Origin of the sequence: Mesotoga sp. UBA5557 (assembly GCF_002425715.1) — a bacterium.
Taxonomy (GTDB): Bacteria; Thermotogota; Thermotogae; order Petrotogales; family Kosmotogaceae; genus Mesotoga.
In genome coordinates, this window is the sequence record NZ_DIMV01000067.1 from 37300 (window position 1) to 51560 (window position 14261).

General features: G+C 47.3%; 15 protein-coding genes, 1 tRNA gene and 1 pseudogene. 10 read left to right on the top strand and 7 right to left on the bottom strand.

Annotated features, from left to right (window positions below; genetic code table 11):
- Positions 1-82: 82 nt before the first annotated feature.
- The 4 genes from B3157_RS09085 to B3157_RS09100 are packed head-to-tail and all read right to left on the bottom strand — an operon-like array spanning position 83 to position 2928.
- A complete protein-coding gene (locus B3157_RS09085) occupies positions 83-754 on the bottom strand; it encodes an amino acid ABC transporter permease (RefSeq protein WP_300980089.1) in 672 nt (223 codons plus the stop codon).
- A gap of 5 nt (positions 755-759) precedes the next feature.
- On the bottom strand, positions 760-1512 hold the full coding sequence (locus B3157_RS09090; protein ID WP_099831111.1) for an amino acid ABC transporter ATP-binding protein: 753 nt from the start codon (positions 1510-1512) through the stop codon (positions 760-762).
- On the bottom strand, positions 1509-2156 hold the full coding sequence (locus B3157_RS09095) for an amino acid ABC transporter permease (protein WP_099831112.1): 648 nt from the start codon (positions 2154-2156) through the stop codon (positions 1509-1511). Before B3157_RS09095 ends, B3157_RS09090 begins: the two co-directional genes overlap by 4 nt.
- Positions 2157-2205: 49 nt before the next feature.
- On the bottom strand, positions 2206-2928 hold the full coding sequence (locus B3157_RS09100) for a basic amino acid ABC transporter substrate-binding protein (RefSeq protein ID WP_292590186.1): 723 nt from the start codon (positions 2926-2928) through the stop codon (positions 2206-2208).
- 287 nt (positions 2929-3215) lie between these two features.
- Between B3157_RS09100 and mnmA the strand changes: the two genes are divergently transcribed.
- From mnmA to B3157_RS09115, 3 genes are all read left to right on the top strand, one after another.
- Positions 3216-4271, top strand: a complete 1056-nt coding sequence (gene mnmA, locus B3157_RS09105; RefSeq protein WP_414674176.1) for a tRNA 2-thiouridine(34) synthase MnmA — start codon at positions 3216-3218, stop codon at positions 4269-4271.
- Between the two features lie 14 nt (positions 4272-4285).
- Positions 4286-4361: transfer RNA gene (locus tag B3157_RS09110), tRNA-Pro, on the top strand.
- A gap of 148 nt (positions 4362-4509) precedes the next feature.
- A complete protein-coding gene (locus tag B3157_RS09115; RefSeq protein ID WP_292590189.1) occupies positions 4510-5010 on the top strand; it encodes a hypothetical protein in 501 nt (166 codons plus the stop codon).
- A 24-nt stretch (positions 5011-5034) separates the two neighbouring features.
- Here B3157_RS09115 and B3157_RS12900 read toward each other — a convergent pair whose 3' ends face one another.
- The 3 genes and pseudogenes from B3157_RS12900 to B3157_RS09125 form a co-directional block, all read right to left on the bottom strand.
- A complete protein-coding gene (locus B3157_RS12900) occupies positions 5035-5253 on the bottom strand; it encodes an ATP-binding cassette domain-containing protein (protein WP_414674291.1) in 219 nt (72 codons plus the stop codon).
- A pseudogene (locus B3157_RS09120) lies at positions 5237-6232 on the bottom strand (ABC transporter permease). Before B3157_RS09120 ends, B3157_RS12900 begins: the two are co-directional and overlap by 17 nt.
- A gap of 26 nt (positions 6233-6258) precedes the next feature.
- On the bottom strand, positions 6259-6681 hold the full coding sequence (locus B3157_RS09125) for a MarR family winged helix-turn-helix transcriptional regulator (RefSeq protein ID WP_292590191.1): 423 nt from the start codon (positions 6679-6681) through the stop codon (positions 6259-6261).
- A gap of 493 nt (positions 6682-7174) precedes the next feature.
- Between B3157_RS09125 and B3157_RS09130 the strand changes: the two genes are divergently transcribed.
- From B3157_RS09130 to B3157_RS09160, 7 genes are all read left to right on the top strand, one after another.
- Positions 7175-7807, top strand: coding sequence for a tetratricopeptide repeat protein (locus B3157_RS09130; protein WP_292590193.1), 633 nt, complete (start codon positions 7175-7177; stop codon positions 7805-7807).
- Positions 7804-8241 (top strand): GNAT family N-acetyltransferase, encoded by a 438-nt coding sequence (locus B3157_RS09135; RefSeq protein WP_292590194.1) that lies wholly within the window; start codon positions 7804-7806, stop codon positions 8239-8241. Before B3157_RS09130 ends, B3157_RS09135 begins: the two co-directional genes overlap by 4 nt.
- Positions 8238-9215, top strand: coding sequence for a 2-hydroxyacid dehydrogenase (locus B3157_RS09140; protein ID WP_292590196.1), 978 nt, complete (start codon positions 8238-8240; stop codon positions 9213-9215). The genes B3157_RS09135 and B3157_RS09140 overlap by 4 nt, the downstream gene beginning before the upstream one ends.
- Before the next feature lie 118 nt (positions 9216-9333).
- Positions 9334-11703, top strand: coding sequence for an HD domain-containing phosphohydrolase (locus tag B3157_RS09145; protein WP_292590226.1), 2370 nt, complete (start codon positions 9334-9336; stop codon positions 11701-11703).
- A gap of 152 nt (positions 11704-11855) precedes the next feature.
- Complete coding sequence (locus tag B3157_RS09150; protein ID WP_214060649.1) at positions 11856-12740, top strand: decaprenyl-phosphate phosphoribosyltransferase; 885 nt, start codon at positions 11856-11858, stop codon at positions 12738-12740.
- Positions 12741-12753: 13 nt separating this feature from the next.
- Positions 12754-13125, top strand: a complete 372-nt coding sequence (locus tag B3157_RS09155) for a DMT family transporter (RefSeq protein ID WP_099829356.1) — start codon at positions 12754-12756, stop codon at positions 13123-13125.
- Positions 13126-13137: 12 nt separating this feature from the next.
- Positions 13138-14220, top strand: coding sequence for a DUF362 domain-containing protein (locus B3157_RS09160; RefSeq protein WP_292590197.1), 1083 nt, complete (start codon positions 13138-13140; stop codon positions 14218-14220).
- The last annotated feature ends 41 nt before the right edge of the window (positions 14221-14261 follow it).

The following is a 14261-nucleotide window of genomic DNA, read 5'->3' on the forward strand; positions in this document are numbered from 1 at the left end:
AGAGAGTTATCAAAATTGAAGAGTATGTTCGATCTTTCATCATCAGGCAGTCTCCATCAGAAAAAGACTTACCACAATCGCTCTATCTAACCCACTCGAGGCCCGGAATTTCGACCTTCTTCTCGAGTATGCTGAAAAGCTTTGTGAAGAAGAGAACCACAACGAGATAAATAACGCCAACCACGAGATAGACTTCGAAAAACTGGAAGTTTCTAGAAGCTATGAACTTTGCCTGGGCCATAAGTTCCGGTGCTCCAACTATATAGGCTAGAGAGGTGTATTTCAGGAGGTATATGAACTCATTTGTCCACGCCGGGATAACTCTTCTAAACGCTTGGGGCATAATAATCTGCATTATCGCCTGCCACTTTGTCATTCCAAGGGATCTTGCGGCTTTCATCTGGTTCCCCGCAATGGACTGAATAGAGCCTCGCAAATACTCTGCTTGATAACATCCGCTGTTTATTGCGAAACCGATTATCGCCGCGGTGAAAGGCGTTAGGTTCATTCCAAGGGGCGGAAGGCCGTAGTACAGAATAAACAGCTGAACAAGCAGCGGAGTTCCCCTGATCACTTCAATAATCGCCGTAGAAATAGCATAGAAGAACTTGTTTCCATATACTCTTGCGATTGCAAGAATCACCCCAATTACAAAGCCTATGACCACGGCTATAAGAGTCATTTCCAGCGTTACGCCGAGCCCTTCAAGGAGTTTTGGCCAGTGGTTGACAACGATCTTCCAGATTCTCTCCAATTCATTCACTCCCCGTACAGCTCGTTGAGCTTAAAGAGGAATTCCTTTGTGCGAGGGTTCTTGGGGTTCTTGAACATCTCTTCCGGAGAACTCTGCTCGACTATGTGACCGTGCTCCATGAAGATGATCTCGTCCGAAACGGTTCTGGCAAATCCCATTTCGTGAGTGACTACCAGCATCGTCATGCCGCTTTCAGCCAGATTCTTCATGACTGAGAGGACCTCGCCGATCAGTTCTGGATCGAGTGCAGAAGTCGGTTCGTCGAAGAGGATAATCTTCGGTTGCATGGCAAGCGCACGTGCTATCCCGACTCTCTGCTTCTGACCGCCAGAGAGCTGAGCAGGATACAACTTCGCTTCCTTCTCGAGCCCAACTCTTTTCAGCTCCTCCATTGCAAGGTCCTTTGCTGCGCTCTTTTCCATCTTCTTGACTTTTGTCAGGCCGACCATAACGTTTCTGAGAGCTGTAAGATGATTGAACAAGCCGAAATCCTGGAACACAAACCCTATCTCCTGACGAATCTTGTTTATGTTCTTTGCAGAAGTGATCTCTTCATTTTCAAGCCAAATTCTGCCGTCGTTTGGAGAGACTAGCATGTTGATACAGGCCAGGAGAGTGCTCTTTCCGGTTCCGCTCGGGCCGATTATCACTTTGGTCTCTCCCTCTTTCATTTCGAAAGATACACCCTTAAGGACTTCATTATCGCCAAAGGATTTCTTCAGGTTCTCGACTCTTAGCACGACTTTATCGTTGGTCATCTTACCGTCTCCTTTATATCGAATCCGGGTACTGCAAGGCGTTTTTCCACGCTTCCCAAACTCTTGTTAATAACGATCGTAACGACGAAGTACATTGCGGCCACTGTGAGGTAGATCAACATGGGCTCATACTTCGTGGCAATAATGTATCCTCCCTGACGGAGAAGCTCTGTAACTCCTAGAGCGTATGCCAGCGAGGAGTCCTTCAGTACGATGGTGAACTCGTTTGTCCAGGGTGGAAGAGCGATCCTCACAGCCTGGGGAAGTACGACATTGATGAATCCATTAAAATTGGTCATTCCCAATGATCTCGCAGCTCTCATCTGAGTAGAACTTACGGAGTTTATAGCTCCCCTGAAGATCTGGGACTGATAGGCAGATGATCGGAAGCCAAGCCCGATTACGACCGCGGCAAAGGGAGAGAATCTTATTCCAATTCTAGGAAATCCGTAGAATATGAGAAAGAGGATCACAAGTTCAGGGATGCTCCGCAGAACCTTTTCGTAGACCGCGATGAATACCTTAAGCCATTTATTGCCGTACACTTGACCAAAAGAAATGGGGAGGGCCAGAATCAGGCCCAACCCCAGAGTTAGAAACGTTATTTGAAGTGTTACCCACAATCCTCTCAGAAGTGCGGGCAAAGAATCGACTATTAATCCGAGTTTATCTATGGCTACCTCCGCCCTTCAATCAGAAGTGCTTTAGATTAAGTTCGTTCAGTTTTCCGGATTCTTCGAGCCTGGAAATCCCTTCGTTGATAAGCTCAAGAAGCTCCTTGTTAGCCTTGTTTACTGCTATTCCGTAATCCTCGTAAGTCTTGATTATAGCCACGATTTTCACTGGTCTGACCTCAGCGAAGCTTTCAGCAACCGGTGCGTCCAGGACTATCGCATCCACATTCCTGTTTACAAGGTCAGTCATGGCGAGAACGTAAGTATCGTACCTCTTGAAATCGCCTGTGAGGATCTTCGTTTCAACAAGATTTTCCTCTACCCAGATGTCTCCGGTCGTACCTGTCTGTACCCCTATGTTGTGTTTGCCAAACAACACAGTGACGCTCATTTCGCTGTCTTCTCGAACGACTACGCTCTGATCTGCTGTCCAGTATGGCTTCGAGAAAGAGACAACCTCTTCTCTTTCATCTGTAATAGTCATTCCGGAGATAACGATATCGAGGTTTCCCGACACGAGCGCGGCAATAAGTGAATCAAAGCTCATATCTCTGATCTCGACTTCAAAGCCCATCTCCTCTGCAATAGCGTTGATTAGGTCGATGTCGAAGCCTACAAACACCCCGTTTTCCACAGACTCGAAAGGCGGAAAGTCAGCGCTCGTTCCGACAACGTATTTTGCTCCAAAGGCAAAGCCTCCCAAAATCACCAGAGCAAGCATTACTAGCAATGTTTTCTTCATGATACCCCTCCTTAAACTGAAGATGAATTGATTGTATATCCATTAGCTTTCAATACTGAGAACCTGACTTTCTTCTTGCGCTATGGGTTCAATACGAAATAGAACCACCGCAGTTGAAAATCGATCGCCCGGGCTTTCAAAATCCGTTTTCGAGCTCGACTGTTGTCATCAACGGGTACCGAAACGGTGCCGAAAATCAGAGTGCGCAGCGGATCGCTCATTGATATTATACTCTTTAGCAACACTTGAGCCAAAAAACAGCTGTTAATATAGAGATGGTGATTATCATGAAATTAGGTATAGCATTGAGCGGGGGTGTCGACAGTGCCGTCGCGGCCGCTCGGTTAATTAGACAGGGAAACGATGTAATTGGTTATCACATGATCGTTATTCCGGGCAGTTCACTCGATAACCCGGCTGTACAAGAGGCAAAAGGCGTTGCCGAACACCTCGGAATAGAGCTGGTGATCGTGGATCTAAGAGAAGAATTCGAATCGATTCTCGAATACTTTGTTTGTTCGTATATGAGGGGAGAGACGCCCAATCCGTGCGTGGTTTGCAACGATTCGATAAAATTCGGGTTGCTGCTGGAGAAAATGAGCTCGTTTGGAGTTGAAAAGATAGCGACCGGCCATTACGCGAGATTGGTCGCGCACGATAATGAGTTATTCATTGCGAGAGCTCTTGATAATTCAAAGGATCAGTCGTATTTCCTCTCGCGAATCAGGAAGAGCAAGCTCGGGAGAATTCTCTTCCCTCTAGGCGACACGACAAAAGTGGAAGTGAGGCAAGAAGCCAGTCGGCTTTCTCTTCCCGTTCATTCAAAGAAGGACTCTCAGGAGATTTGTTTCATACCTCACGGGGATTACAGAAGCTTTCTCAAGTCTCGTGGCGTGAAGGATGAACCGGGGCCTATTGAGGATGAAATGGGTAATCTTCTGGGAAGACACACCGGGCTTTTCGGCTATACGATTGGGCAGCGAAAGGGGATCGGCATTTCGAGCGAGGGACGCTATTACGTGAAGAGGCTCGATACTGATAAGAACAGGCTTGTCCTCTCACAGAGGGAGAGATTAGTGTCCTACTCTCTCACGGGAAGAGATCTTAATTGGTTTGTTGATCCGGCTGAAGCGTTTGATTGCGAGTGCAAGATTCGGAGCTCGATGAGGTCCGTTTCTGCAAGAGTATTCTTAATCGGTGACGATAGAGTCAGGGTAGACTTCCCCGAAGGAGTTTGGGCGGTTACACCGGGACAGCTTGCGGTATTCTATGTCGATGATTTAGTAGCCGGCAGCGCCTTTATTGAAGGAAATAGCGTTCTTGAAAGTGAAGACGACACGTGATAGAATTCTCGAGACAGGAAGTAGTTCAGTTGGTAGAACGCTGGTTTCGGGAACCAGAGGTCCGGGGTTCAAGTCCCCGCTTCCTGACCACCTGTTTATCCCCTGACACATATATCTAAGCCCGATTTCAAGGTAATCTTGGTATTCTTGGAATCGGGTTAGTTTTTATGTTAGCAGCCGGACTTGAACCCAAATTTGCCCGAACTTTGGGCGTGTTTCAAAGTTCTCGGAGGGCGTCTTGTTTTTTGTTTTGAGGCAGGTCGTTTACCACGACCTCACTTACAGCAATTTCACAAAACCAGTGATCAGAGAGCTTGAGGAGTCGCTGGCGGGAGCAGCGCGTCTGGCTTCATTGCCAATTTCAGATCTCGATCTCTACGCTGCTAGCTGGAGTATGAACAGGGATTTCGCGAACATGAGAACCGAAGTGATGGATCCTCTTCAAGACTGGTCTTTCATGGTTCTCGGAGAACACAAGAGAATCGACAACTGGGAAACGATCCTCGAGATCTTCGAAGAGACGGTTCCTCTGATTGTTGAGCTTCTGAGGCTCATGGAGTACAAAAACCCCGTTCTTGGCGATATTGCAGAGGAGCTTTCGAAGCTCTCGTATGTGCTGGATGCAGTCGGCCTCCTTACTCTGGCATATGAAATATCATTGAAGGCCGATCAGCTTACAACGATGGCAGGGAAGCTAGATAGGGTCAACGACCATCTATTTCCCGAAGACGGTTACTAGAGGTCTTTCATCAATATCTTTTCCTCATCCTCCCACTCGCCCGTATCGACAAAGCCCAGCTTCAAGTAGAATTGGGGGAAGACTGACAAGAGATGATTTTCCCGAACCGGTGTCTCCAAGGAACGCGACTGTCTCACCCTGGTCTATTTTGAAGTTCAGATTGTGGAGAATCTTGTTGCCTCCCCCATCGTAGTTGAAATCAACATTCTCAAAGACAATCGGACCCCTAAGGCCATGGGATATGCCCCTTCACATCTTCTTCTTCGCTCTCTTCAAGGACTTCGGTAACTCGTTTGGCGGAGGCCTGAGCTCTCGAAACAAAGATCAACATCATGCCTATCATCATCGACATAAGCATTCTGCCCAGGTAGTTTACAAAAGCCATTATCTGACCAGTCTGCATTCCTCCGGCTTCCACCTGAATTCCGTCGAACCATATCACGGCAACTATGCCGAGATTCAGTATGAGTGAGAGAAGCGGCATGATAATCACCATGGTTCTCGCCGCCTTCATTGCAGTCGCGGTGTAGCTTTCATTTGCGCCGTTGAACTTGCTTGACTCGAACTCGGCAGAGGCGAAAGACTTCACGACCCTTATTCCAGACGAGTTGTCTCTTATACGAGTGTTCACGTTGTCCATTTCCTGCTGCACTCGAGAGAAGAGGCATTACTCTCTTCATAATGGCGAAAGTAAGATATGTGACAAGAGGGATTATCACAAGGAAGATAAGCGAGAGTCTCCAGCTTATCAGAATGACATTATGAGACTTCCAATGAGCAGCATTGGAGCCCTAACGAACATCCTTAGAAGAATCATCACGAACTGCTGAAATTGAACAATATCATCTGTTATTCTTGTGATAAGCGATCCGGTTCCGTATTTGTCTAGCTTTGCGCGTGACAGATATTGTACCTTCGTAAAAATGCTCCTGTGGATATCTGCGCCTGCGTTTCGAGCCGCTATCCACGAAAATATTACGCAGCCGATTCCTCGTAGAACACCGACAAAAGTTATCATTAGCATTTTGCTTCCCGCGCTCACGATTACGTCAAGGTTCTGATTCATGATTCCGACGTCTATGATTTCTTCAAGCAACTTCGGCTGGAAGAGATCGATGGCAACTTCTAGGAACATTGCTAAAGGAGCCAGAACGACGAAGATCCAGTATGGTTCGAGGAATTTGAAGAGTCTTTTCATCCAGTCTTCCACCCCGCATCCCATCGTTTAGGTAGGTCAGGTCTTGATTATCACTTCGAGAGTCTTTCCTTCAGTTTCATCAATAACCGCTCGAGCAGGTCGCGCTTCTCGACAGAAAAGGTAGAAAAGGTTTGTCTTTCTACGTCAAGCATTGTTCGCTCAAGTTCGACCCGGATCTCTCTGCTCTTTGCCGTCAAGTAGATCCTGAAGACTCTCATATCCGATTTATCCTGCCTCTTGTGGATAAACCCGGACAGCTCCATTCTCTGAATCATCTTGCTGACTGTGGCAGGAGAGAGCCCCATCTCCTTTGAGATCTCTCCCACAGTTCTTCCATCTCTTTCGAAGAGAATGAAAAGCAGCGGAGGTTTGCCTCTGTGAAGACCGAACCTGGAGAAGATTTCGCGCTTCTTGATGAAGCTCGCTCTGCAGACTTCCAGAAGCAGTTTGTACAAACTCATATTCTCTTTCACTGTCTCATCCTCAAAACAAATATCTAGTCGGCTAAGTTGTAGTAGATCTCTTCTCTGATTTCTATAAACGCCTATCCTGGAATTCCCCCTTTTGGCAACAAACTCTCCTGGCTAAATTTCAGATCGTCTCAATCCGCTTCCAGACGAGGCAAGTGAACAACTGAAGTTATGTGGCCTCTCGCTTTGCTTTTTTTTGTTTCCTCCAAAGTGCCGTGGAGAGGTTCGCATCGATTCGATGGAGGCCCGCGTTATGTGGAGCTTTCGAAAACAGGCTTATATCGAGGTCCTTAAAGTTTCTTGGCAGTCCTAGTGTTCGTCTGAGCAAATGAACACGCCAAAGGCAGCTTACTGTTTTCGAGGAAGGTTCTGAGCTCAGACTATTGGTTCATGCCGGCGGAATTACTCCGATCGAAGTCAATGGAAGCGGTGCTTTGTGACAGTGACTCGATTCGGAGGTCTTTTCATATGCTAATATTTACAGAGGAGGGAGAAAATGAGAAGGACCTTAATTTTGATTGTCTTGCTTGCCGGAGTGTTTGTATGTGCAAGTTATTCGATTTCCGAATTGGAGAGATTTCACAAAGAAGACCCACAAAACATCGATCTTGCCATCGAGCTGGGAATTGCTTACCACGATGCCGGTCTGGAAGGTGACAAAGATTCCGTCACGAAGGCTATCAGAATCCTCGAAGATGTTCTCAAAAGAAGAGACCTGGGACTGGCCAGAGCTTATCTTGGGTCCTCATTCCTCCTCAGAGCGAGAGATGACTGGAACCCCTTTGGAAAGCTGTTGAATCTGAACCAGGGGATCGATCACCTGGATAGGGCAGTGGAAGGGAATCCTGACGATATCTTAATAAGAGTCATAAGGGCTAACGCTTACGCGAATATACCGGCTTTTTTCGGAAAGCTAGATGTAGCCATTTCTGATTTTGAGATCATAGTTCAGGTTTTAGCTGAGGAAGGCTTGAGTATAGAGATACAGCTGAACGCGAGGCTTAAGCTTGTTCAGCTTTATATGCGCAATGGCATGAACGATAAAGCTGCAACTCATTACGAGTGGTTGAAGGAAAACGCGCATGATTCTCAAGCAACGATTATGGCTGGTGAGGAGTTGGAAAGATGATTAGGGAAGTAGAAATCAAGAACCTGCCTTCAAGATTTGCGGAGATCTTCTCCGAATGTCTGGGAAGACCGGAGCAGTCCGAAGAAGTATTGAAGATGTATCGGGCTCCAGAGAGAAGACTCTTTGCTATGAGGCAGGGAGAAAGCATAGTTGCTGTAGCCGGTTTGAAGCTCCATGAGCTTGAAGAGCCCGAGCTTCTACATCTTGCTGTCAGGAAAGACAAGCGAAGGAGAGGCTTCGGCCGCACTCTCAGAAAGACAATGATAGATGCCTTTATCATAGATACTCTTGCAGTGTGGACAGACGAGGATGCCGTCGGTTTTTATGAGAAGATAGGATTCAATATTGTGAATGAAATCCAGACTCTGAATGGACTGGTTCGCTACAAACTCCGATTTTCTCGCGCTAAATCCCGTGGGAGGCAAGAAACGTGAAGATCCTATTCCTAAATAGACTTGACAGATACTGGGAAGGAAAAGTAGATGAGCTTGCGAGAGCATTTCCCGAACATTCTTTCATCTCGTACTCCAGCAACAGTGATCCGAAATCCCATATTTCCGATGCCGAGGTAATAGTAAAAGGGAATCTTTCGCAAGCCGACCTTGATAAGGCTAGAAATCTCAGAATGGTTGTGGTCCCTTGGACAGGCGTTGATGGTCTGCCTCTCGAGCGGTTAAGAGAACGTGGTGTCATTGTTTCAAACACCCATGAGAATGCCGAGGTCGTTGCTGAAAGAGCCGTAGCTCTGGCCTTAGCTGTTACGGGAAGAGTGGTCGAACTTCATAACGATCTTGCTCAGGGAGTGTGGTTGGGTCGGCCATCCAATAAGGAGGCGACCTGGTACTCCATCATCGGGAAGCGGTGCTCTATTCTCGGCCTAGGCAGAATTGGGCAGGCGATAGCAAAACTGATCAGCGGCTTTGAATGCGAAATAACGGGATTCAAGAGAACGCCTGGCAGCGGGTTCCCTTACGTGAAGAGAATAACAGACGATATTTACGATGCCGTTCGAGCCGGAGATCTTGTATTCGTTGCTCTTCCGCTGACGAAAAAGACGGCAGGGATCATCGGTTCCGATCTGCTAAGTCAGATGAAGGACAAGTACCTGGTCAATGTGAGCAGGGGAAGAGTAATTGAGGAGCAGGCTCTGTATGATGCTCTGAAAAGCGGAACTCTCGCCGGCGCGGCAATAGATGCCTGGTACGAGTATCCCTCAAGTGATCGGCCCGCAACACTTCCATCGAGATATCCAATTCATAGATTTTCCAATGTCGTCATGTCACCGCACGTCGGAAGCTGGTCGGTGGAGAGTATGCAGTCAATGGTGAATGGCGCGTTAAAGAACATCGAGAGTTTTCTTCTTAAAGGAAAGCCGGAGGAAGAGATCGATCTTGACGAATTGTATTAGCCGCTTGAAGAAGTGAAGTCGCGGTCTCTTCAAAGAGCACGTTGTGGCTGAAGAGAAATCCTGTGTTAAAATCTGGTTGAGAAAGTTTTTCGAAGAGGGGTGTCCATAAGTGCCTTTGATGAGAGGTCCCAGCTTTGGTCTTTCCAAAAGATTGGTTGGCTTTGCTGCTAAACTATCCGGTCTTGCCGTCGTTGTTATTTCTGTCGTTCTGATTCTTCTTATGGGTGTTCTGCTTTCATTTGCCGAGATAGCCAGGGGAAGAAGGGAGTTTTCGGACATGCTTTTGAGACAGGCAAGATTTGTCCACAGCGGTCTCAATTTGGACGAGCTTTCGAGGCTTTCAGGGAGCATAGATGATCTGGACAGGCCTGAATACTGGAGACTCAAGAGCCAGCTGGAGCAAGTAAGTGCGCTATTTCCTCAATACCGCTTCATCTACCTAATGGGACAGAAGGAATCTGGAGAATTGTTCTTTTTCATTGATTCCGAGCCTCCCGGTTTAGGTGACGAATCTCTTCCGGGAGATATATACGCCGATGCTACTGAGTACGATTTTGAAGTCTTCAGGGAGAAGAAGGCCAGAGTGCTGCCAGTAATTACTGACAGCTGGGGAACATGGGTATCGGTAATGGTTCCCGTAATTGATGAAAATTCAGGCAGACTCCTTGCCGTACTCGGGATAGACGTTGAAGCCAACGACTTCCGGAAAGGGATTTTATCATATGCGATTAAGCCCGTAGTTTTCTCTCTGGTTCTGATATTGATGGCGATACTTTCGGGATTCTTCATCATCCGCAAGGACAAGCTGCCACAAGAGAAGAAGGAAAAGAGAGTTCAGAGGTACCTTGAGGCTATCGCCTTTGCCGCATTTGGAGTCGCTGTCACCATCATGGTCTCATCTCTAGTTCATGACAGACAGGAGGCAGCGCGAAATGACGCCTTTGCAGATCTGGCCGCGACTCATGTAACTTCGCTTTCCAGGGCGATGAAGAATATTGAAGACTTTCAGGTCGAGGCTCTTGCCAGGTTCTTTGAGTCAAGCAGCTTTGTTTACAGGCAGGAGTTCTTGAACTACGTAGGTTCACTCTCGAAAAACAACGAACTGATTTCATGGTTCTGGATTGAGAGGGTTTCGCCGGGCGAGATAGAGTCGTTCGAAGAAAGTATCAGAAGTGAAGGCTTTCCGGACTTCTTCGTCTGGGAACCCGGTGAATCTGGCGCAAAGGAAAGAGTTCTGGATCGCGAGTCATATTACCCGATACAGTACATTGAGCCTCTAGAGAGCAACAGAAATCTGCTGGGGTTAGACCTGGGATCTCTCGAGTTGGTCGGGGAAGCAATTGAAAAGGCAGCTGCTTCAAAACTGATGTGGGCAAGCGATCCTGTCGTCGTTCCGACGGACGAAGAGAAAGGTCTCCACTTCTTTGTCTTCAGACCGATTGTCGAGGAGAGACCGCAGGGTCAAACTGGATTCGTAGGGGCTATCTTTCATTCACAAGCGTTTCACAGTGCCGTTCCGATTCTCCCCAGTAATGGAGATCCAACAGTTATTTTGGGGCTTTATCAGATCGACTCGGACGGAAATCCAGTACTGCTGTTTTCCTCGGCGCAGGAATCTGGTTTACATGTACATGAGTCTGCGGAGGCTTCCATATGGCACTATCCGGAAAATGAACAAAACATCGCCCTTCCGGTAATGCTGTTCGGGCGGCTTTTCGTTATTGTTGCCCATCCAGGGCCGGATTTCAGCGTCGTGTACCCCATGAACTACTGGATCTTCATCCTCGCGATCGGACTGACTGTAACTCTGTCGCTTGCGGTTCTGATCGGGTCACTGGGTAATAGAAGCTTCCATCTTGAAAGAGAAGTCGGAAAACGTACCGAAGAGCTAAGAGAGAGTCTGGAGACTGTTTCAAAAACGATGGAGGCATCGGTGAACGTTCTCGCTTCGGTCGTAGATCTCAGGGACCCTTATACCTCAGGTCATCAAAGGAGAGTCGCAGAGCTTTCTGTTGCAATCGGCAAAAAGCTGGGATTCGAAGAGAACAGGCTTACGGGACTGAGGCTTTCGGCGATGATTCATGATGTGGGAAAGATACAGGTTCCCGCGGAGATACTCAACACACCAAGAAAGCTGACCAATCTCGAGTTCGATTTGATCAAACTTCACCCGACGGCGGGATGTGAGCTTTTCAAAGATATCGAATTCCCCTGGCCGGTGGCAGACGCAATCTTGCAGCATCACGAGAGACTTGACGGAAGCGGTTATCCCGAAGGAATCTCGGGGGATCAGATTATTCTCGAGGCTAGAATAATAGCCGTTGCCGATGTTGTGGAAGCGATGGCGTCTCACAGACCGTATAGGTCTTCACTCGGTCTTCAGGCGGCGCTTGATGAGATCAGAAGCGGTAAGGGAAAGCTCTATGATGCAAGAGTCGTAGATGCCTGTCTCGAGCTGTTCGATGAAGGGTTTAACTTCACTGAATGATTTCAACTCCGCATTGGTGTAATGCATCATAATTAAATCTACTCAAGAGAGAGTGGTATCGACTTTTCAAGCCTGTATGTTAATATATGAGAGCTTGGCACTTATGAGATACTCGACTCTTAAATAATCACAAGCTTCTTCAGGAGAAAAAGATGGTAGATCTAGCTATCGCGCTCAGAGTGATAAGAATAAGACACTGGATAAAGAACCTGTTCGTTTTTGCTCCGCTGATATTCTCTTCGAGTCTTGTCGACCCAAACTCTCTTCTGAGAGCTACGCTGATCTTCGTTGCATTTTGCCTCGTTTCAAGCAGCGTCTATATTTTCAACGACATCAAAGACCGTGAAAGCGACATGCATCATGCCAGAAAGAAGAATAGGCCGATTGCTTCCGGTGAGATCAGTGTGAGAGATGCAGCAACAGTCGCAGCAGTGATGAGTGTTGTTGCGGTCCTGATTGCTCTCTTTCTTCCATACCTTGCTCTTGTTTTCCTACTTCTCTATGTTGTTGAGAATATCTTTTATACTCTGAAGGGCAAGGAGATCGTATTGATTGACGCCTTCTGCATATCTGCGGGATTCGTGATAAGAGTAATGGCAGGGGCTTACGCTATCGATGCAACTCCTACAGGATGGATAGTGGTTACAACCTTCTTTCTCTCGCTCTTTTTGGGTTTTGGAAAGAGGAGAAACGAGCTGCTTTCACTTAAAGAAGAAAGCAACAATCACCGAAAGGTTTTGAGCGTTTACGACGACAGATATCTAGACTACCTTATGGTTGCTACGGCCTCTGTTACTATCATCGCCTATACTCTCTACTGTCTTGATCCGGCGACGATTGTGAAATTCAGTACTGATAAGCTTGTCTACACTGTGCCTTTCGTAACCTATGGGATGTTTAGATACCTCCTTCTCCTTTTCAAGAATGGAGAGGGCGACCCGACGGAAGTCGTAACAAGAGACAGAGGAATAGCGGTTACCGTTGTTTTGTGGTTAGTATCTGTTATGCTGGCAATCTATCTGCCAATCTGGTTGTAAAGAGGGACGAATTATGAGTTTTACTGAGGCCATGATACTTGTCGTTGCAATAGTCTTCAACGCCGGAGCAAATGTCCTGTTGAAATACGGGATGCAAAATGCGCCTGACATAAACACCGTTGGACTTAAGGGGATGCTTATAAATTCAATCACAAACATCAGCGTCTGGCTGGGACTTTTCTCATTCGGAGTTGCCTTCATTTTCTACAGCGTAGTTCTGACGAAGATGAAACTGGGAGTTGCCTATCCGATAATGACGAGTGCCGGGTTCGCGATCGTTACCGTTGCGGCGGTTTTCCTGTTTGACGAAAGACTCAGCGCAATGAAGCTCATGGGAATAGCCGTCATTGCGGTAGGGATTTGGTTGGTTGCGATAGCGAAATAGCGGAGGTAGAAGATGAAAAAGACGAAAGTTGCGATTTTAAAGACTAGACCGGAGACTGTCCTGGATGACTATAGAAGGCTTGCAAAACTTGCCGGTATGAAAGAGGCTTTGGACGTAAGTGCCACGACAATCTTGAAGGACAACATTTCCTGGCATCTTCCAATGCCAGGCGCCAATAGCACGCCGTGGCAGCTAGAAGGCGTGGTGCTCGCACTGAAGGATGAAGGCATGAACGACATCGTTTCGGTAGAGAATAAGACTGTGGTTACGAGGCCGAAGTACGGAGAGAAACAGAACAAGTATGACATCGTCTATGAAAAATACAATATCCCCGTCCTGTATAACTTCGAACCGAAAGACATGTCATGGATTGAATATACGCCAAAAAGCAAACTGACGGTTCTGCCTAAGATCTTTCCCGAGGGAGTGAAGCTTCCTGACTACTTCTTCGGCAAAAACATAATTCAGCTTCCGACGATGAAGTGCCACATCTATACGACGACCACAGGCGCGATGAAAAACGCATTCGGCGGTCTCTTGAACGTGAAGAGGCATTACACTCATTCATGGATACATGAAACTCTGGTTGACTTGCTGAAGATACAGAAGGAGATTCACACAGGGTTGTTTGCCTTAATGGATGGAACGACTGCGGGAAACGGACCCGGTCCCAGAACACTGATCCCGGTGAAGGCAGACTACATACTCGCCAGTGAAGACCAGGTCGCTATTGACGCGGTTGCGGCGAAGATGATGGGCTTCAATCCGATGGACTTGAAATACATAAGGCTGGCCGATGAAGAGGGCCTTGGGAACGGCAGGCCTGAGAACATAGAGTTGGTCGGGGACGATGTGTCTGGAGTGAACCTGCAATTCCATGTGGGAGACAATTTTGCCAGCAGAGTCGGTGATCTGCTCTGGTTCAGCCCATTGAAGGTCTTTCAGAAACTCTTCTTCCACACGCCGCTTGTAAAAGTCTTTGTGGCCGCTTCAGATACCTATCACGATAAGCACTGGTGGAAGAAGCACGGTGTTCGGATTTTCGAGGAGTGGAAGAAAGAGAGCCCCTGGGGCCGTCTGTGGGAGAGCTATTGATAGAGAATTCACTATGGGAATGAAAGCTTGAGTGGGGGAAT